Annotated in this window: 13 protein-coding genes and 1 pseudogene; 7 read left to right on the top strand and 7 right to left on the bottom strand. The window is 66.6% G+C overall.

What is annotated here, in order from left to right; all coding sequences use genetic code 11:
- Positions 1-4: 4 nt before the first annotated feature.
- Positions 5-3,868: a beta strand repeat-containing protein gene (locus IT072_RS18630; protein ID WP_223358327.1), complete on the bottom strand. Its 3,864-nt coding sequence runs from the start codon at positions 3,866-3,868 to the stop codon at positions 5-7.
- Positions 3,869-4,042: 174 nt separating this feature from the next.
- Here IT072_RS18630 and IT072_RS18635 point away from each other — a divergent pair, with 174 nt between their 5' ends.
- The 7 genes from IT072_RS18635 to IT072_RS18665 all read left to right on the top strand — a co-directional run bounded on the left by IT072_RS18635 (position 4,043) and on the right by IT072_RS18665 (position 7,279).
- The gene (locus tag IT072_RS18635; RefSeq protein ID WP_223358328.1) at positions 4,043-4,474 is read left to right on the top strand and encodes a DUF6916 family protein; all 432 of its coding nucleotides are present in this window, start codon (positions 4,043-4,045) and stop codon (positions 4,472-4,474) included.
- The gene (locus IT072_RS18640) at positions 4,474-4,938 is read left to right on the top strand and encodes a GNAT family N-acetyltransferase (protein WP_223358329.1); all 465 of its coding nucleotides are present in this window, start codon (positions 4,474-4,476) and stop codon (positions 4,936-4,938) included. Before IT072_RS18635 ends, IT072_RS18640 begins: the two co-directional genes overlap by 1 nt.
- On the top strand, positions 4,935-5,243 hold the full coding sequence (locus IT072_RS18645; protein WP_223358330.1) for a DUF6916 family protein: 309 nt from the start codon (positions 4,935-4,937) through the stop codon (positions 5,241-5,243). Before IT072_RS18640 ends, IT072_RS18645 begins: the two co-directional genes overlap by 4 nt.
- Positions 5,243-5,752, top strand: a complete 510-nt coding sequence (locus IT072_RS18650) for a phage tail protein (protein ID WP_223358331.1) — start codon at positions 5,243-5,245, stop codon at positions 5,750-5,752. Before IT072_RS18645 ends, IT072_RS18650 begins: the two co-directional genes overlap by 1 nt.
- A gap of 13 nt (positions 5,753-5,765) precedes the next feature.
- Positions 5,766-6,263, top strand: a complete 498-nt coding sequence (locus tag IT072_RS18655; protein WP_223358332.1) for a phage tail protein — start codon at positions 5,766-5,768, stop codon at positions 6,261-6,263.
- 7 nt (positions 6,264-6,270) lie between these two features.
- Positions 6,271-6,789 (top strand): phage tail protein, encoded by a 519-nt coding sequence (locus IT072_RS18660; RefSeq protein ID WP_223358333.1) that lies wholly within the window; start codon positions 6,271-6,273, stop codon positions 6,787-6,789.
- Between the two features lie 133 nt (positions 6,790-6,922).
- Positions 6,923-7,279, top strand: a complete 357-nt coding sequence (locus IT072_RS18665) for a hypothetical protein (protein ID WP_223358334.1) — start codon at positions 6,923-6,925, stop codon at positions 7,277-7,279.
- 286 nt (positions 7,280-7,565) lie between these two features.
- On the opposite strand, the gene IT072_RS18670 is transcribed toward IT072_RS18665, so the two are convergent.
- The 6 genes and pseudogenes from IT072_RS18670 to IT072_RS18695 form a co-directional block, all read right to left on the bottom strand.
- Positions 7,566-8,282 carry an RES domain-containing protein gene (locus tag IT072_RS18670; protein WP_223358335.1) on the bottom strand — a complete coding sequence of 239 codons (717 nt, stop codon included), beginning with the start codon at positions 8,280-8,282 and terminating at the stop codon, positions 7,566-7,568.
- The gene (locus IT072_RS18675; protein WP_223358336.1) at positions 8,282-8,668 is read right to left on the bottom strand and encodes a hypothetical protein; all 387 of its coding nucleotides are present in this window, start codon (positions 8,666-8,668) and stop codon (positions 8,282-8,284) included. The genes IT072_RS18670 and IT072_RS18675 overlap by 1 nt, the downstream gene beginning before the upstream one ends.
- Before the next feature lie 123 nt (positions 8,669-8,791).
- Positions 8,792-9,664 carry a DUF2971 domain-containing protein gene (locus IT072_RS18680; RefSeq protein WP_223358337.1) on the bottom strand — a complete coding sequence of 291 codons (873 nt, stop codon included), beginning with the start codon at positions 9,662-9,664 and terminating at the stop codon, positions 8,792-8,794.
- 660 nt (positions 9,665-10,324) lie between these two features.
- Positions 10,325-10,822, bottom strand: coding sequence for a hypothetical protein (locus tag IT072_RS18685; protein WP_223361037.1), 498 nt, complete (start codon positions 10,820-10,822; stop codon positions 10,325-10,327).
- Between the two features lie 28 nt (positions 10,823-10,850).
- Positions 10,851-10,913 (bottom strand): annotated as a pseudogene (locus IT072_RS21445) (hypothetical protein); the annotation flags it as partial.
- A 1,015-nt stretch (positions 10,914-11,928) separates the two neighbouring features.
- A complete protein-coding gene (locus tag IT072_RS18695; RefSeq protein WP_223358338.1) occupies positions 11,929-19,467 on the bottom strand; it encodes a PA14 domain-containing protein in 7,539 nt (2,512 codons plus the stop codon).
- Positions 19,468-19,531: the final 64 nt, after the last annotated feature.

Below are 19,531 nucleotides of genomic sequence, written 5' to 3' on the forward strand. Positions count from 1 at the left end.
GCGCTCAGACGCCGCGCACCCGCCGCCGGACGACCAGCGCCGCGCCGAGGCCGAGCAGGCCGAGCGCGAGGAGCAGCAGCGGCGTCGCGTCGAGCCCGGTGTCGGCGAGACCCGACCCTCCGCTCCCGGCCGTGGAGCCGCCCGAGCCGGAACCGCTGCCGGAACCGCTGCCGGAGCCTCCCGAACCGCTGGTGCCTCCCCCGGCCGTCGGCAGCAGGATGTCGGTGCGCAGCACGCGCGTGCTGCCGTCCGGGGCCGTGCCGAGCGCGACCAGCGAGTGGGCGCCCTCGTATCCGGACGGGATGACCACGGTCAGGCTCGCGGTGCCCTGCGCGTCCGCAGGCACCACACCCAGCGTGACCGGCAGCGAGTACAGGCCGAAGGTCACTGGGGAGTCGACGGCGAAGCCATCGGCGACGAGGGTCACCGTCTGTCCCGGCTTCACGTTCGACGGCACTCCGGCGAGCGCCGCGTCCGCCGTCGGCGGCGTGAGCGGCAGCGCGAGCACGGGCGCATCGGCGAGGACGAGCGTCAGCGGGCGAGTGACGTCCGGCGCCCCCGGCGCCTGCGCGGAGAGGGTGAGCGAGACGGAGCCGGCCGGGTCGGTCGTCGTGCCCGCGAGGCGCGCCGTGCCCCCGGCCCCGGAGGTGAGCGTGAGTCCGGAGGGCACCGGGCCGGAGATCGTGACCGCCGTGACGGCCGGGTAGTTGTGCCCGGTGCCGAACGACACGTCGACGGTGACGCCGCGGGTGACGCCGACGCTCGCCGGCCCGCTGAAGACGGCGGCCTCGACGACGGTGACGACGAGTGTCTGCGTCGTGGCCGGGGCCACTCCGTTGCTCGCCGTGATCTGGAGGCTGTACTCGCCGCCCGACCCGGCGGCGGGGGTGCCGCTCAGCACGGCCGTGCCGTTGCCCGCGTCGGTGAAGGAGAGGCCCTGCGGCAGCGCTCCGCTCTCGGTCAGCGCGACGGCCGTCGGGTACCCGCCGGCCGTGGCGACCGTGAACGAGCCTGCGGTGCCCGCCGTGAACCCGGCCGTCGCGGCGCTCGTGATGACCGGTGACTCGGCGACGGTCAGGGCGAAGCCCTGCGTCGCGTCGGGCTGATAGCCGTTGGAGGCGGTGAGCGCGAACGAGTGCACGCCGGCCGATCCCGCCGGAGCGGTGCCCGCGAGGGTGCCGCTCCCGTCGCCGTGGTCGGTGAGCGTGAGCCAGGCCGGGAGGCCCGCTGCGGTGATGGCCGCTCCCGGGAAGCCCGTCGTGGTCACGGGGAAGCTGTGCTCTGCGCCGTCGAGGAGGAAGGTGGTGCCGGCGGCGCTGGTGAACGCGGGCGTCGTGCCGACGCTGAGCCGCGCGTCGGCCGAGACCGATCCGGCCGTGTTGGAGAACGTGACGCGGTATCGGTTGCCGTCGTCGCCCGCTGCCGCGGTGAACGAGTAGCTGGGGGAGGTCGCGCCCGCGATGAGCGCCCAGGACATGCCTCCGTCGATCGAGACCCACCACTGCGCGCCGGGCGCGGGGAAGCCGGAGGCGGCCGCGGTGAAGACCACCGGAGCACCGACCACGACCTTCTGGTCGGCGGGCGCCGTCGTGACGACCGGGGCCTCCCGCACGGTCAGCGCGAGGCTGCCCGAGGCGGCGGGTGCGACGCCGTTGGCCGCGGCGACACCGAGAGTCGCGACGCCGCCCGTGCCGGTCGGGGTGCCCGAGATCGTGCCGGTGCCGTCGCCGTTGTCGACGTAGGAGAGGCCCGCCGGGAGACTGCCCGTCACCGACACCGCGGGAACGGGGTAGCCCCGATCGGTGGTCACGGTGAAGGCGAAGGGCTGGCCGATGGTCGCGGTGGCGATCGCGCTGCTCGTCAGGACGGGCGCCTCGTCGATCGTGAGCGTCAGGGTCTGCGCGGCGGCAGGGCCGATGCCGTTGCCCGCACTCAGTGAGAGGGTGCGGACGCCTCCGGTCTTCGCGGCGGGCGTGCCCGCGAGCGTGGCGGTGCCGTCGTGGTTGTCGGTGAAGCTCACGCCGGAGGGCAGCTGCCCCGTGAGCGTGATCGGGTCGGGGGTCGGACGTCCGGTCGTCGTCACGGTGAACGATCCGGCCGTCCCCGCGACGAACGTCGCGGTGTCCGGGCTCGTGATCGCGGACGACTGGTTCACCACGTAGGTCAGGGCCTGGTCCACGGTGCCGCCGGCGTTGGTGGCGCGCACGGTGACAGCGTAGTCCTGCGCCGCACCCGACGGGGTGCCGGAGATCGTGGCGGTGCCGTCGTGATTGTCGGCGAACGCGACACCGGTCGGCAGGGAGCCGAGAAGCGAGAGGGCCGGTACCGGGTACCCCGTCGTCGCGACGGTGAAGCTGCCTGCGGTGCCGACGACGCCGGTCGCGGTGGCGCCGGTCGTGAATGCGGGCGGCGCGTACCGTGCGACGGCGGTGGAGGCGGTACCGCCGTCGAGGGTGGCGGAGACGGTCGCCGTGCCGGGTTGCAGGAGCGTGAGGGTCGCGGTGGCGGTGCCGCCCGAGATCGCCGTGCTCGACGGGCTGATGCCGCCGGTGGTCCCGGTGCGTGAGAAGGCGACCGTTGCGCCGTCGAAGGCGCCGAGGTCGGCCGGGGCCACCGCACCGCCCTGCGAGTCGGCGAGCAGGCTCGCGGTCACGACCGCCGTGCTCTGCGGCGGGACGATGGCCGCCGGGGAGGCCGTGACCCCCAGGGTCAGGTAGGGAGCGGAGGAGACCGTTCCGCTCACCGCGTCGCATCCGGCGGCGGCCGGGCCGCCCGGGCACCCCCACCAGCTGCGGCTGAGGTCGACGGTCCCGCTGAGCTGCTTCACCGCGGGCGCCGTGTTGCCGGTGATGCGGTTGTAGTGGCCGGTGAGCGAGCCTCCCGAGACGGCGATCGCCGACCCGGTGCCCGACGGGTTGCCGTTGCCGCTGAACGTCGATCCGGTCACCGAGAGGGCGCCGTTGTCGAGCCAGAGACCGGCGCCCGTGAACGCTGCCGTGCCGGTCGGCGCGTTGCCGGTGAACCGGGTGGAGGCGATCGACATGGCCGCTCCGCCGTGCGGGTCGCTCACGGCGACGGCTGCGCCGCCGGTGGCGCCGGAGGACGTGGCGGTGTTGTTCGAGAACGTGCTGTCCTGGATGTTCAACGTCTCTCCGGAGGACGCGCCGGTGGCCTGGTAGAACAGGGCCCCGCCCGAGGCGATGCCCGACGAGTTGCCGTCGAAGGTCGTCGAGCGCACGTCGAGCGAGCCGCCGATGAACTGCACAGCCCCTCCCGGGTTGGCGGTGGACGCGACGGCGGCATCCGTGTTCGCGCGGTTCCCGCTGAAGAGCACGCTCGTGACGGCCAGCGAGTCCGCGACGACGGCGTTGCCGGAGCCGCCGATGATCGCCCCGCCGCCGTAGACGTTGTCGACACCTCCGCGGATGGTGACGTGGTCGAGGGCCACCGCGATGCCGCCGGCCTGCTGCGGGTCGAGCGTCATCACCTGCTCCGTGCCCGAGCCGACAAGGACCGTGCCGCCCGTCGACTGACCCGAGATCGTGACGCTCGTGCCCGGCTGGGTGCCGACCTCCAGCGCACCGTCCGGCAGCGCGTAGGTGCCGTCCGGCACGGAGACGGTGGTCGAGCCGCCGAGGTTCGAGGCCACGCAGAGCGCGGCGCGGAGGGTGATCGGGCTGCCCGGGTCGGTCACGCTCGGGGTGGTGCACGCGTCGTTGACGTCGGCGTCCGCACTGCTCGCCACGACGAAGGTGCGATCCGCCGCCTGCGCGGGAGCGGCGATGCCGACACCCAGCAGGGCCGCGATCACCGCGGCGACCGTCGCGGAGGCGACGAGAGGGAGACGACGAGCGGACGGGCGATGCATCGGGTTCGGGCTCCTCGCCGGGCTCGGGAGATCAGGCTTTCTCGATGCTAGTGGGCAGCCCACACCGCGCGTTGTCCCCTCTCTAAGGGCCAGAGCAGCGCAACGGGGATGCCCTAAGCTCGCATCCAGGCTGCGCGCCACCCGACCGGTGCTCAGCATCCAGAGAGGACAGCCGTGCCCGAGGTGTCGCGTCGTGCCGTGATGGCCACCGCCCTGGGCGGTATCGGCCTCGCCGCGCTGGCCCCTGCCGCTCCCGCGTTCGCGCACTCCGTCTCCGGGACCATCGCCTCGTCCGCCACGGGCGCCACCGGCCTCGCCGAACCGGTCCGCTCGCTGTTCTCGCCCGCCGTCGGTCACGCGTTCACGGCCGCTGACGGCGACCGGACCCTGCGTCTCGTGCTCACCGCCGTCGAGGACCTCCCGGGAGCCGCGTCCGATGACGAGCACCGGTTCGCGCTGCTTTTCTCGACCGACGGCTACGCGGCAGTGGACGGCACGGTCACGCTGAGCCGCGCCGGCGCTCCGGACGTCGCGCTCTTCCTCACCCCCATCGGCCGCCCGGGACTCTCGCGCACGCTGCAGGCCGTCGTCGACCGGACGGCGTGATGGCGCTGCTCACGGCCGGGCTGCGCGCGGCGACTCCCGCCGACGACCCGTTCCTGCGGCACCTCTTCCTGGACAGCCGGCGCGCCGAGTTCACCGGCCTCCCCGAGAGCCAGCTCGACCCGCTGCTCGCGATGCAGTACCGCGCGCACGCCGCCGACCGCCGCGCGCGCCACCCGCGGGCCGAGACCTTCGTCATCACCTCCGCGGACGAACCAGTGGGCTCGGTGACCGTCGACCGCGACGGCGGGCGGATGCACCTGGTCGACATCGCCGTCCTGAGCGCCCACCGCGGACGCGGCATCGCGTCCGAGGTCCTGGGCGAGCTGGTCCGCACGACCGAGCACGCGACGCTGACCGTCTGGCGGCTGAACACCGGCGCGCGCCGGCTGTACGAGCGGTTCGGCTTCCAGGTGGTCTCGGAGCAGTTCGGCTACCTCCTGATGGCCACCGAGGTCGACGGATGAGCGCGACCCACGCCGACTGGGCCGCGGCGGCCGGCGGGCCTGTGCGCGCGACGGCCCCCGACGGCGCCGGCTTCGACCTGCGGCTCGTGGAGGTCTCCCCCGCGCGGGAGACGGACGGCTGGGTGGCGTACACGGTCCGGTTCGAGAGCGGACCCGACCTCCCGCCCGAGCAGCAGACCTACGAGATCGTCGTCGGTGCGGTCGCCGAGCCCGTGTTCCTGGTCCCGACCGGGCGCATCGCGGACGGGCTCGCGCTCGAGGCCGTCTTCGCCCAGGCCGCGCCCCGTGCGCAGGAGGAGAGCTGATGTCCCAGCCTTACGTCGGAGAGATCCGCATGTTCGCCGGCAACTTCGAGCCCAACGGCTGGCTGTTCTGCCGCGGTCAGCAGGTTCAGATCTCCGATTACGACACCCTGTACGCGCTCATCGGCACCACCTATGGCGGCGACGGCGTGAACACCTTCTGCCTGCCCGATCTCGGCGCCCGGTTCCCCGTGCACCAGGGGACGCTGAACGGCCGTTCCTTCACGATCGGCGAGACGGCGGGGGTCGACGCGGCGACGGTGAGCATCCCGCAGATGCCGAATCACACCCACACCCCGGTCGCGGCGAGCGCGCCGACGAGCCCGAGCGCGTCCGGTGCCTACCTCGCGGGATGGGCCGACGCGCCGTACACGTCGGCCGCGCCCACCGTCGCGCTCGCCCCGCAGCAGCTCGGCCCCGCGGGCGGTTCGCAGCCGCACGAGAACCGCCAGCCGTACGTCGCTGTGAGCTTCATCATCAGCCTCTACGGCGTCTTCCCGTCCCAGACCTGAGCCAGGAGTCGCGATGTCCGATCCCTTCGTCGGCGAGATCCGCCTCGCCAGTTTCACCTTCGCCCCCAAGAACTGGGCGCTCTGCAACGGTCAGCTCTTGCCGATCAACCAGAACCAGGCGCTGTTCGCGCTCCTCGGCACCAACTACGGCGGCAACGGGCAGACGACGTTCGCACTGCCCGACCTGCGCGGGCGGGTGCCCGTCGGGATCGGTCAGAAGTACACGGTCGGCATGGTGATCGGCGAGACCGCGCACGCACTCACGTCGGCGGAGCTGCCGCCGCACACGCACCCGGCCGCCGTCGCGGCCTCGGCCACGGTCACCACGCCGACCGGATCGTCATACCTCGCGCAGCCGGGAAAGGCGGCGTTCGCCGCGACGCCCACCACCTCCCTCGCCGCCGCCGCCGTCTCCACCACCGGCCAGAGCCAGCCGCACGAGAACATGGCGCCGTATCTCGTGGTGTCGTACATCATCGCCCTGACCGGCATCTTCCCGTCACAGAACTGAGGCCCGCATGTCCGACGCTTTCGTCGGCGAGATCCGTCTCGTCGGATTCACCTTCGCCCCGACCGGCTGGGCATTCTGCCGCGGCCAGCTCATCCCGATCTCGCAGAACGCCGCCCTGTTCTCGATCCTCGGCACCCAGTACGGCGGCGACGGCAAGTCCACTTTCGCGTTGCCCGACCTGCAGGGCAAGACGGTCATGGGAACGGACCAGAACGGCTCCTTCCCGGTCGGCACGACCGCGGGAACCGAGGCGGTCTCCCTTCTGATCACCCAGATCCCGTCCCACACGCACGGCGTCCTCGTGGCTCCGACCCCCGGCACCACCAGCAACCCGACCAGCGCATCGCCGGCAATCCCCCGCGTCGGCCGTGTGACCGAGGCCGCCTACGGCACGACCGGCACGATCCCGCTCGCACCGACCGCCTTCGCGGTGACCGGCGGCGGGCAGCCGCACAACAACATGCAGCCGTCGCTCGGAATGAACTACATCATCGCGCTGCAGGGGATCTTCCCGCCGCGCTGGTGATGGCGGTGGGGGCTTCGCTGTTCAGTTCGGCGAGAGGGAGAGGCAACCCTCCCGACCGCCCTCGCCCTAGAGTGACTGCGTGTGCCGGTCTCAGTATGTGCGATTCCGTTCGACGACGCCGAATGCTCAGGGTGTGCACGTCGGAGTCTTCGCACTGGCCAACGGACTCGCGCGCGCCGGGGTGCTCAGTGACGACGAGTATGCGCACTGGAGACGCAGCAATGACTGGTTCGAAGCAGCCTATCCGGAACCGACGGCGACTGACCCGTCCGCCTACGACCGTTCGGTGAATCCCGGAGCGGTCGCTTGGTTCAAGCTCTCCGCCGTCCATCTGATCGAGAGGACAGAACTCTACGCCGAGCTCCTGGACGCACATCAGGTGGCGTGGGAGCGGGTGGAGACGTCGGACCCGGGCCGCATCGTGCACGAGGACGACGTGCAGGTGATCGCGGTACCCCGTCCCGGCGAGACGAATGGCTCGTCGAGGTGACCGGTGGCGCGAACGGAACGCTGGTCCCGAGTGTCCCAACGAATGTCGCGAATCGGAACCAGCGCAGTCTCTTTCGATCGTGCACGGAGCGCATCGGATCGCCCACAATGGTCAGCACTCGCTGCATGCTCAAACGCGGGAAGATGTCGAGAGCCCGAAATCGCGGATGAGTTCCCGCCTGTAATAGCCGCTCGGCGAGCGAAGATACTGCTGACGAGCTCGGAGTCATGACCATCAGCCTGGCAGCAGGATGTGACGCCAGGCCGCACACAGCGCGCGCGGGTGGTCAGTCGCGCCAGACCAGCCGGTGGAGGGTCATCGCCCGGCTGAGTTCGGGATCCGCGAGGTTGACGAGCTGTGCGCTGTCCTGCGCAAGGTGGCGGCTGGCGGGCTCGTCCCCGGGGCGCTCGAAGATGCCCCACATGGTCAGGTCGTCGCCGTGGCGCGAGGCGAACCGCACGCCGTCGACACGGGTCGTACCGTGGTCGTCGGTGAGGGCGTAGAGGTGACTGGCGACATGCTGGGTGAGCTCGCGCGGGTTCGCGCTCTTGAGGGCAGCAGCATCGAAGTCCGGATACCCCAGCCGCAGCGCGAGGCGGAGGAAGTCGGGCCGCAGCGCTGCGATGGTGTCGGCCGCTCTCACGTCCGCGTAGGGGCCGGCGAGTGTGGCGCTGGTGACCATCCGCCCGCCGATCCAGTCGCGCGGTATCGACCCCGCAACCGGCACGGGGAACTTGGCGGCATCCTCGGAGTCCTCTGCGATCCCCGCGAGCATGTCCGATCCGTCGGAGTTGACGTCGGGGCGGGAGTAGGCGAGGACCTCGACGTAACAGCCGTAGAGCGAGTCGCCGGCGTATACGGTGCGGAAGACCCCGTTCGCATCGTCCCAGCGCTGGTGTCCGGCGTACTGGCGATCGATCCACGCCCACGGGTCGGGTGCGCGGCCAACCCTCCACACGATGCGATCAGCCGCGTCGACGACCTCGAGCTCGGGCGCCGGCATCAGGCGCCGACGAACGCGTTCGCAGCTGCGAGGACGCGCGGCCCCGCCTCTTCGAACGAGTCCTCGTGCAGCACGCGCGCCGGCGACCGGTCACCCAGGTGCGGGTTCATCCCCTGGAACCATGTCGGTACCACCGCGTCGCCCTCGCTCTGGCCGATGAGGGTGACGATCCGGTGCGTCAGGCGCAGCCGATCGACCGCGGCCGGCGACGGCCGGCGGGGAGTCTCGACCCACTCGCGGACTGTGCGGGTCTCGGTCACGCCGGCGATGTACGCTACGAGCTTCGCACCAAGCGCCCGGCGCAGCTCATCAACGATCTGCGGAACGGCGTGCTTGATCGAGTCGTTGTACGCCTTCAGCTCCGTGGTCGCCAGTGTAGTGCTCATGCCCTTATCTTAATCATAAAGCCAGGTCCAATCCACATCCAAAGAACATAGTCAATCCCATCCAAGATCCCATCTCGTATCGCAAGCCTGATCCATACGACAAGCCAACAGCGATAGAGCGGCCTACGGCCTGAAGGGAATGGATGACGTGCTCACCTCCACGAATGGGTAGATGCCTTGCACGAGTCGACGCACGCTCGCGGCCGCGACCTCGTTTGTAGCTTCGTATCCAGTGGGGCCGCATTGGATCTTGGTGATAGGGACGGGACCGGGCCGTCCAGGGGCGCCCGATTGAGCTAGTGGGACCTTCAGTCGGACATACGGGGTGATCCCGTAGCGACCTGAACGAAATCCTTCATCGAACGACTCGGTGAGCCGTCTCGAGTAGATAAATCTCACCTCATGTTCGGACTCGAACGACGGATGCTTCAAGCGAACAGCGGCCTCTGCAAGGATCTTCTGAATCGCTGTCCACCGCACCAGGCGGCCGAGATCAACCGGCACCGCCATCGCCTCTTGCAGGGCTGCCAGCGCGACCCGCTCCTGTGAGCCACGGTCATAGATGACGCGATACCAACCATCCGAGGGAAGATAATTTCCGACTGAATCAGCAACAAGGTCACCCTCGCGACCAACGAGGTCAAGCGGCACGTCCGTCTGCAGCTCGAGTGCATACCCTTGTAGGCCTGCATAACCACGCCACTGAGGAAGCGAATCCTGATCAGCACTTGCTGAGAGCACGTAGATCCACCGAGTCACAACTTCAGTCAGGCCCTCGAGGGATTCATCGATCTTCTCGTGCATCGGAGCCAGCACTTCAGGTCGGATGCTCTCCCATACACGCTGGATGATGTCTACGCCGTACTCGAACTCTCCGACATCGTTCATACTCATCGGCGCTGAAGCCCAGAGGCATCCCCCCTTCACGATTCCAAGCAGCCCCTCGGACGACGTGTAATGCCAAACCCGCCCAGGGAGATCGTCAACGGCAACCATGTGCATATTGTGGCCCCAAGAGGCGGTCGTGCGGACGCAATCGCGGTACACCGGTAATATTTATTATGTCAGGTAGCGAACAGTTGGCTCTCTTGCCACGGCGAGCGTCATCCGAGCTACCTCGACCTCCGCATCCCGCCAGCTCACGACCTCCTCACCTCAGAGAGGTTGCCGGCTTACTGGTCGTATCCGATTGTCTGGCTCGTTCAGGGTTGTGGTGCCGTCTTGGCTGTCTATGTGCCTGACCGACTGTCAGCGGGACGTTCGCGTCAAACTGACAAGACCACGCAGACAACTACTCCCACGACCGCAATGAAAACTGCCGCCCCAAGGAGGCTCCGTATTAGCTTCCTCACGCGAAGACCACTCAAAAGAAGTCCCAATAGCCGACCCTTGTGTCGATCTCATTGATGTACCTCGGCGGGAGCCATCTGAGCTTGGGCTCACGCATGAGGGGCGACAAGACGGTTCGACAGAGCGTCACAATCATGTTGTAGTCGACCCACCTGATCCACCCACGAAGGGATACTTTCGCCCAAAGCCAGAGAAAGAGGACTAGCCACAAAAGAAAAGCGACAGGAACGACGACCCAAAGGAGGACGGATCTCAGCAACCCGAGGGCTACTCCCCCAGCGAGTCCGGTGTTAGCGACGGGCGGCTTCACGCGATTCCCCCAATCCAGTCAATCCAATCTCCCTTGAATGGCGTCATCCCTTCCACAATGCCCACACCAAATTCATACGGAGTCGCGTTCACTGTGACACTAGAGGATCCCCGTATGATCTGGCGAATTCCCTTGATCATCTTCAACCCACCTTGCGCCATCAACGCCGCCCCACCAACGTCCGCGGCTAGACCCTCAGGCAAAGTAACTCCGAAGAACGTGGCGGGTACTCCTGCTTGGAGCACCATAAATCCTGCAGCAGCCTTGACCGTTCCAAGGAAGAGATTGGCAATCCCGGTAAGCAGTGTCGGATTTGCAAAAGTCGCCTTGCTGGTTATCCAGGGATAGGCGGGACCCAGCACTGATGCTAGGGCGCTTTTTGCATTCGCGTTTTGGATACTGCTTCGGCGTAACGGCTCTGCCTGCGGGCCCGGCATCGAGTTGAATTCCGATGCCAACCTTGCCTGTGAGATCGCTGCCGTTGACGGGGTCATTGGGGTAGTTGTAAGCGCTCGTATTGCCGCCAGCGACTGGGTCGACCGAGAGGAAGCGCCCGAGCAATGCGACGTATTGCCGTGCACCCATTTCAATGGTGGCAGCCGTGCCTTCGTGCTCGTAGAATTTCTGGTTTGCCCCTTCCCAACCGGGTCTTCGGCGAGGATGACCTCGACACCTCCACCTGGCGAAGCGGCCGGTGAAAGTGGCGGTGGCGGTGAGCAAGAGCGTGCTCGCCGGGTGCTTCACGCTCTACGTCGCGGTCATCGCTATCGCCGCAGACCTCGAGAAACGCTGGGACTTGTAGCCGGCCCCGTGGGCGTGGATCCTGTTGGCGGTTGCAGTTTTCGCCGGCGTCGTCTGGCTGGCCGCAGCGCGCGCCGGTTGGCCGAGGACGGTGCCGGAACCAGCCGCTCGCCCGCCACGGATTGTACCTGCCCGCATCATCGTTCCTGGACTGACACTGTACGGCCGGATGGAGGCTCGCGAGAACTACCGGGACCACTCTCATCGCGTCCGCTGGCGCTCCAACAGGGTCTTCGTCGGGACCCCGTGGCCAGATATTCGCGGAGGCTTTCGTGCAGTCGACGCGGACGGTGCCGATCTCGGTTGGGTTAAGGATGTCCGCGAGGGCATGTCCACTCTGGAGCGCTACGCCGAATGATAAACAGTCTGCCTTGCCCGACCACGTAAATTCATATCCACGGAGCCCAGGATCGAAGGACCCTGCGACGGCGTGGTGTACCTTCGGCGGTATCGGGCTTCTCTCCAACTAGAGTGATCCGCCCCCAAGGCACACCGAGACGCGTCGTACGCTCGGTTCGCAGCCCACGAGCGGCTATGTCACGCACTATTCCGAGGGCCCAATCTGCCCCTCGAGCAACGTCATCATAGCCGTCGAAGGTGACCGTATTTGCCGCATCGATCACGTAAACCCCGAGCGAAAAATCGACCGTGAGAGCTGCAGAGGTGGGATTTTTGGGGGCGAACTGGATCACGTACCCGGTTCCGTCGATCAAAGGAATTCGCGAGAGTTCAAACGACCCAGGAAACTGCTCTTCGACATCTCTCACAATCGCCTCAAGCTCAGGAATTGCTGATTCGCTCAATACAACCTCGGCCCTCTGAACACCGTGTAGTGACCGTTGTCGGCGGAGATTCGAGGCGTGGATAGGCGGAAGACGGCGTAACCATTTCCCTTGCTCCAGCCAAGTTTTGTGGTCGAAGTGTTCTTGTTAAGGAGCCCTCCCGGTCTTGCCGGAATTCCCTTGGTCGGGCCCATTGTGAAATTGCCAAACAACTTGCTATCGCCGCCAATTATCTTAGAATCCCATGCGGCTTGCCGAGAAGCCGAACTCAGGTCGCGCGCAAGAGGAGCAAAAGTACCAGCGAACGGGTCTTCAGGTTGCACTGCGATCATCGATATCACGCTCCCCAGCGTTGACATGAATGTTGTGGCCACCCAGTCGTTGACAGCAGCTGACTGCTCGCCTCCGCAATCATGTGCGTAGTAGCATGCCGCCGCCATATTGCCAGAGAGGTCCTCCCCATCAAGAGGGTCGTTGGGGTAGTTGTAGGCGTTGGTGTTGCCGCCGAGCATGGGATCGACCGAGAGGAACCTCCCGAGCAGTGGCACGTACTGTCGTGATCCCATTTCGATGGTGTCGATGGAGCCTTCGTGCTCATAGAGCTTCTGATGCGATCCTTCCCACCCGTAGGTTGCGCCTTGGGGCGTGTTCGCTGGCACCGCGTCGTCGGCTCCTTGCGTTCCTACAAGTCGGGTGGTGGGGTCGATGGGGTCACCGAAGGGGTCGTACTGGGCCAGTTGTCCTTGGCGGGCTCCTGACCCGTTAGTGGTGACGATGACGTCGCCGTGGATGTTCGGGAACGACCAGGCTGCAGTTGTCGCCTGGAGCGAGACAACAACTCCGCCCGGCAACGAGAGGGTGCGCTCTGTGACGCCGCCGCCGCTGGTAAGGGTCCAGTCGGGACTATCCCCGACTCCGCTAAACCCGTACCGGACAGTATTCGCTGGCCCCGAGAGGGGGGTGGCTGTTCGGGCCACGATGCGTCCAGTGACATCGCGGAGGTAGGAGATATTCGGGCCGGTGACGGTCGTGGTGGCCGTGTGGCGGTCGGATTGGTCGTACGTGAGCGACTGATCGGCGAGTCTGGTGATGTTCCCGTGCGCGTCATAGGCCAGGTTCCCCGTCGCGGTGCTCATCGAGGAATTGACGGGACTTGCGAGAACAGAGTTGTCACTCTTCGCCTTGATCTCGACGCTGACACCATTCCAGGGAGCACCATTGCCATTGGCCGTCGTGAATGCGACGGTGGTTGCGTTGGGAAGCTGCGTGTTGGTCGCGCTAACCCAGTACTCGCTTCCGTAGAGGCTGCTGTGCACCTGATCCGTGACATCCTGAGAGTCAAGGAGCAGCGAATGCCCATTGCTTGTGACGTTCAAGAGTTCGGGATATGCGACGATCCCGCCGGTGAGCACCAGCGAGTTTGCGGCGGTGGTGGTGAGCGAGAGGTTCGGGTCGGTTCCCGGATCTCCAGCACCGGTTGAGGCTCCGACTCCGCTCGCGTTCCGGTAGGCGATGACCGTCAGCGTCTGGTGGTAGTCGTCATCGGAATTCGATCGTTGCGCACTGATGCTGGCGTTCGAGAGGCTCGCCGGGGCGGTTGTTGCCCACACCTCGCTCGTCCCGCGCTGCCCGTTCGCCCGCTTGATGAGAGTCCAGGTGAGCCCGCCACCGCTGATGACGCCGGATTGGGCGTTGGCGTCCTCGGGGCCATCCGCTTGATAGAACGCGACCAGAGTGTCGCCGGCGGTGCTCGTCGTCAGCCCCGATGCGGTCACAGTTGTTCCACCTGTGTCGAACGTGTTCGCCGTCACGAAGGCGTCCTGGACGGGAGACGGTGGCACGGTGGGAGAGGTGACGGCGGTGAGGCGGTCGGCGTTGTCGTAGCAGTACTTGGTGGTCGAGACCGTGGCCGTCGTCGTCCCGGGAGCGGTGTACGTGTCGGTTTGAGCGATGCGGTTCCCGTTCTTGCCCGCGTTGACGTCGGCGCCGCAGGTGGCGGTCCCGAAGCTATAGGCGAGAGTGTGGTTCGGGAGCGTGGCCGACGTCAACCGGCCTGCGCCGTCGTATGAGTAAGAAGACCCGAACGATGTGGCGCCATCGGCGAGGGTGTCCGTGAGGACGCGACCGGATTGGGACCGCACGACCGTATCCGTCACGCCCGCCTGCCCGCTCCGGAAGGCCCAGCCGAGTGATTGGACCGCGCCCGCTGCGTTTCGAGCGATCGATCCGGTGACACCGGGCCCAGCGTTGCCGGCTCCGGCCGGGTAGGCGATCGAGGTGAGCTCCCCGTTTGTGTAGGCAGGTTGCGCCAACACCTTTCCCGCGAGGTCTTTGACCACGGTAACTCGGCCGTCGCTGTCGTAGCTGAAGACTTCGCCCTGGGCTGCCTGTCCTGCCGGTGTGCTCGTCTGAGTGACCAGCTGGCTGAGAAGGTTGTATGTGTTCGTGGTCACCGTTCCCCACACGTCCGTGTAGGAGAGGGTGCGGCCGAGCAGGTCGGACACCGTGGTGATTCGGCCGCTGGTGGGTGACCCGGGCACCGCGTCGTCTTGTGCCCAGGATGTGAGCGGGTCTCCCGAGGACGATGCGAATCCGAACGCCGCTGTACGAGCGGCTGAGGTCGACGTCGCCGCGTAGCTTTGCTGAGTGACCCGGCCCCGTGCATCGTATGTCGTGCAGGACCAGTCATTGTCGCCTGTCCTCTTCGTGGCGACGACCCTACCGAGCAGGTCGTAGACGTAGCTGGTGACGATCGCTGCACCGGTGGCAGGCGTAGCTCCGGTGGAGGTCATCAGTTGCCCGTACTGCGGGGTGGATGCTGGTAGCCCGCAGACTGCGGTTCCGCCGTTGACCTGTGTGGCGTAGCCGCCGGTCTCCGTGTAGTAGGTGTTCGTGGTGGTGGTGTTGCCTGCGGGGAGGGTCTGGGAGAGTTGGCGGAGGTATCCGGTGGATCCGTAGGGCTCGTATGTGTTGGTGGTGGTCAGGTTCAGTCCGGCCGGATCCGCGCTGGTCGATGTGGCCATGCCCAGCCACGGGTTCGATCCGTAACCGGTCGCCGACTTCAGTGCGGGGACCTGCGAATTGGACACGTTCGGGTTCCCGGCGGGTGCGGAATCGTCGGTCTGCGAGCTCGTCGCCAACCCGTATGCGGGCGAGAGGGCTGTGCCGGGGATGACCGCTTGCGAGCTTCCTGGGGGTGTCCAAAGCAGTTGCAGGCTGGCAGTGGAGGTGTCCTCCTTGTATTGCAGACGGATCCGCATCACTTGGCCTGCAGTTACGGTCACGTTCGCGGTGGGCGAGAGGTGGGCGGCGCCGGACACCCAGTCGTTGATCATCAGGACGTCGTTCAGCCACACTTGGGAGCCGTCGTCGGCGTTGGTGTTGATCTTGTACGTGCCGGCGTTGGGGAACGTGATCGTGCCGGTCAGCCTCAGGGTCCAGTTGTCGGCCGGACCGCCGCTGTATGGTGCGCCGGTGCCCCAGTTGGCGTTCACCGATCCGTCGGCGGTTCCCACGCCGAGGGCGTAATTGCTGGGCAGGCCGGACAGGGTGGAGTTCGCGTAGTAGGTGGCGCCCAGCCCCTTCAACCCTTCGTCGTAGGCGGTCGAGGTGTGCGCGGGAGTGATCGCGCAGCCGGCCGTTGGCCGCAGATCGGCGCCGAAGCAGGAGGATGGCGCTGGACCGTAGACATCGGTCGGCCGGTTGAGCTGGTCGTACAGCGTGGTGGCTTTCCGTCCCGCCGCGTCGGTCACCGTGGCCTGCTGGTCCCGGACGTTCCACGTCGTCGAGCTCGCCAGACCGGTGGCACTCAGAGTAGTGGTGCGTCGCCAGGCGGTATCGAAGGACGCAGTGGCCGCGTGCCCGTTGGCAGGTGCGGTACTGGAGGGGGTCAGGCCGGCCGCGTCCACGAAGGTGACGCCCGACCCGTCCGGGTTGGTGGTGTAGGTGTAGGTCTTCTGCGGCCGCAGCGAGCCGGTCACCCCGTCGGGGGCAGGCAGGGTGAGGCTCGAGACCTTGGTTCCGGTGTATCCGATCTGGGTCAGCACCTCCGGTGCGGACGCGTTCTTGTCCGGGTGCGCTACGAGCCAGTCGTTGACCGTCGCAGAGCGGATCGCGGAGAGCAACCCGTTCTTGTACCCGAAGTCCGTGGTTTCGTTGCCCGGGTCGATGATCCGGGAGAGGAACTTCCCGCCCGCCGACTCCGGCAGGGCGACCTGGTTCGGGTTGTCCGTCGCATCCGCAGCCTTGTAGAGCAGCTGGGTGGTGTCGGCGGCCCCGGCGACATGGCCCGGGTAGATGATCCGGCAGATCATCCCCGCGGGAGCGGTGGAGAATCCCGACGGCACCGGGCAGGCCAGCCCCGACCCATCCGTGTCAGCTGCCGACAGCCCGACGGAGGCGGCAGTGTCCCCCGCGTACGCGAACTTCACCTGCCGGATAGTGCTCCCGGTCCCGGAGAGGGGGTCGGTGATCGAGTCCAGTTGGTTCGTCCCGGTCCGATATGCCAACACGGGCGTGGCGCGCTTCTTGGCATCCATCGCCTGGGTGATGGCCGTGATCTTCCCTGCCGTGTTGATCTGGTAGATCGTGCCGGCCTCATCGGTGAGGGTGTAGGTCGAGGGATCGTCGGTGGTCGGCGTCCGCTGGATGAGCACCCCCTGCTCCCCCGGCGGCGGTGTGTACGCACCTCCGGCGGCCTTCGTGTAGGTGTGGGCGGCCCCGCTGGTGTCGATCAGCGCGACCGACCCCTCCTTCACCTCGGCACGGACGTAGACCGCGCTCGTGCCGTTCAGCGCGGTGGACGCACCCCACCCCGGCGGCAGGGTCTCCACGCTCTTGCTGAACCACGTGCCGGGCACGATCGTCTGACCGAGAGTCTGCTGGACACCGTTCGCGTCGGTGTAGGTCCCCTTCACCCACAGCTCCAACTGCGCCGGACCGGTGTGGTTGAAGTACTTGACGTTGATCGGGACCGGTTTCAGGTCCATGTTCAGGGCAGACCCCCACGACGTCGACGTCGTGAAAGTGTCCGTCAGCTGGTCGAGAACCGTCGAACCGCCAATGGTGAGCTTCGCGCCGTTGTCCCGCACGAACCCGAACGTGTAGGAACCAGGACCGGGCGGGGTAATGAACCCATTCCACTGCGCGAGGAAGTTGTTGTTCGGGACAGCCGGCCCAGGTGCGGCGGTACCCCACTCCATCTTCAGCACCGGGTCGGTACGGACCAGTCGAATGCGACTCGTCAGATCCGTCCGATCGAAACTGCTGGCCGACGCCGAGGAATCCGACACATCGTAATACGTCGCCGTCAGCCCCCGTGTCGAGGGCTGCTGCGAGTTATAGGTGAACGACAACCCCATCGGACCACCCACCGTCGACACCGTCGGCGAAGCGAACGACAGATTCGCGTTGCCGTTCGCGAGATTGACCGTAACGCCCCCAGCGCTATCGCTCGGCGACGGCCCGCCACTGCCCGCCCGGGCGGTATACCGGAAATGGTTCACCCACGTGCCGGGCGATTTGTCGAACCCGTCATCGACGACGATCACCCACGAATACGTGACTCCGTCCTGCAGGATCCCGTCCGGGACCTGCCAGGAGATCGGGCCCGTGGTGATGGGGTCAGAGAGTGCGACCACACCACTGGCCCCATCCGAACCGGTCGTGATCCGGAACTGGTACTTCAACGTGTCACCGTTGGCATCCGTACCCGCAACCGACGACGCGAGAGTCGGAGTCGGTGTAACGATCACCGACCCATCAGACGGCGACGTATTCGCCTGCGCCACCACGCCCGGAGTGTTGGTCTTGAAGGAATACACCTGGGAGACACGTTGCGAGCACGAGCCCGCGGGGATGGGATTGTCGCTGTTGCAATAGGCGTCTTTCACGTACAGGTGGTAGTAGTACGTCGTGTTCGGTTGCAGGTACGTCGCAGGAACCGTCACAGGGTTGGTGCTGGTCCAGCCCGACTGCCATACGACCCCGGTCTCGCCGTCCGAACCCGTTGTCACCCGGAAGTAGTAACCCAAACCGGTCCCCTCCGGGTCGGAGGACGCGATCTTCAGAGTTGGGGTCAAACTCGCGCGCGCCCCACCGACGGGAGACGGTTGCACGGCAGTCGGAACAGCTGGATAGTCCTTCCACACGACCTGGAGATACGCATCGAGGCTCTTCAGCGTGTACGCGCCGGCCTGCTCTTGGCCAGTGAGCATCAGGTACGCACCCGAACTGCCCGCGTTCACCCACGACGAGATCTGCTGACCGAGACCGTCTCCGCTCGAGTTCCCATACGACCCCACCGGCAAAGTCGCAAGGAGCCCGCTCCCGACCCCGTTGAATCCGAACGACGACGCGTAATAGATCCCACCCGTGTACGGCCCCGCATCCGTTCCCGGACCATTGTTGGTCTGGGCATACACGCCGGCATTCAGGATCTGCTTGCCGAAGAGCTGCTCGTACGGAAACTTGACGATCGAACGCCAGTAACGGTCACCCGCATCCCGGGAATTGCCAACCAGGGCGTAGTCGGTTCTAAGGACTCCGTCGGACTTGTACGAGCGGATGTCCGTCGTACCTGCCGGACCCCAGGTGGTGGGGTCGACGGAGACCGGATAGACGCGGGCACTGTCGGTCAGCCATTCCCTCGACGGCGACAGCGTGAGCGTCCATCCAGCGCCCGTACGCGTCACCGTCACTGGCACGTTCGTGGTGGCATCGGAAGACTCCCCCTCCACGCCGGAGGAGTCCCACATCAGGGGAGTCGGGATCTGGAACCGCACCGTGCCGTTGGTGTCAGTGAAGTCGACCCCACCGTCGGCGTTCACAGCCAATGCGAGCCCAGGTGCCTTCACTTTCCACGTGTAAGAGCTCTGCGCTACATCCGGCACGGAGTCGAGCGTGAGGGTCTCCTTCACCGCCGACGGCTGCACCTGGTACTCAAGATCGATGCCGTCGAACACATCCGGATAGGACGCCGTGTCCGCACCCTGACCATTCCTCACCGCTGTCGGAAGCGGACGCTTCAGTCTCGTCGACTCCGCACCCTGCAACGTGTAGGAAACCGTGTAGCCGTCCTGTTCGACCGACACGGCATCGACCGCGGTCGCGTCGTCCTTGAAGACGGGGTGCAGCATGTTGTCCGGAACGGACAGACCACCTGATGCCGAATCATTCCTGAGAACCGTCGACGACGCTTTCCACTCACCCTCCTGCATGACGTTGACCGGAGTGGGTGACACTCTCGTCACGTGCGAGCCGTCGGGCTTTGTATACGTCGTCGAATAGTCATCGCGGTCAGAAACCGTCGCGTCCGAGAGATCAACGGCCGAACCCGATTCCGTGCCAGAGGCATCAACCTTCAGAGCCTTCGGCTTCGCGGCAGGCTTCGCTTCCAGTGGCTTCGCGCCGAGGTCCTCCACCGTGCCCGGCGAGACACCTGCCCCACCCGCCGCCAGGGATGGGAGATCAGCCGCGGAACCAACCGATTCGCCAGACGCACCCATCGAGGACTGAGCTGTCGCTGGCGAAACAGAGGACACCACCAGCACGGCCACCGTCAGAACCGCAACGAACGTAGACGCAACCCAACGACCAACATGCCTCACGGCAGTCCCCCTC

Origin of the sequence: Leifsonia sp. ZF2019 (genome assembly GCF_019924635.1) — a bacterium.
In the GTDB taxonomy this organism is placed as follows: Bacteria; Actinomycetota; Actinomycetes; order Actinomycetales; family Microbacteriaceae; genus Leifsonia.

What these genes read in the sequence shown, in the direction of transcription:
- IT072_RS18655 (WP_223358332.1), top strand. Translation starts at nt 5,766, where the DNA reads ATGTCCGATCCCTTCGTCGGCGAGATCCGCCTCGCCAGTTTCACCTTC.
- IT072_RS18640 (WP_223358329.1), top strand. Translation starts at nt 4,474, where the DNA reads ATGGCGCTGCTCACGGCCGGGCTGCGCGCGGCGACTCCCGCCGACGAC.
- IT072_RS18670 (WP_223358335.1), bottom strand. Translation starts at nt 8,282, where the DNA reads ATGCCGGCGCCCGAGCTCGAGGTCGTCGACGCGGCTGATCGCATCGTG.
- IT072_RS18645 (WP_223358330.1), top strand. Translation starts at nt 4,935, where the DNA reads ATGAGCGCGACCCACGCCGACTGGGCCGCGGCGGCCGGCGGGCCTGTG.
- IT072_RS18650 (WP_223358331.1), top strand. Translation starts at nt 5,243, where the DNA reads ATGTCCCAGCCTTACGTCGGAGAGATCCGCATGTTCGCCGGCAACTTC.
- IT072_RS18660 (WP_223358333.1), top strand. Translation starts at nt 6,271, where the DNA reads ATGTCCGACGCTTTCGTCGGCGAGATCCGTCTCGTCGGATTCACCTTC.
- IT072_RS18630 (WP_223358327.1), bottom strand. Translation starts at nt 3,868, where the DNA reads ATGCATCGCCCGTCCGCTCGTCGTCTCCCTCTCGTCGCCTCCGCGACG.
- IT072_RS18680 (WP_223358337.1), bottom strand. Translation starts at nt 9,664, where the DNA reads ATGGTTGCCGTTGACGATCTCCCTGGGCGGGTTTGGCATTACACGTCG.
- IT072_RS18685 (WP_223361037.1), bottom strand. Translation starts at nt 10,822, where the DNA reads ATGACCCCGTCAACGGCAGCGATCTCACAGGCAAGGTTGGCATCGGAA.
- IT072_RS18675 (WP_223358336.1), bottom strand. Translation starts at nt 8,668, where the DNA reads ATGAGCACTACACTGGCGACCACGGAGCTGAAGGCGTACAACGACTCG.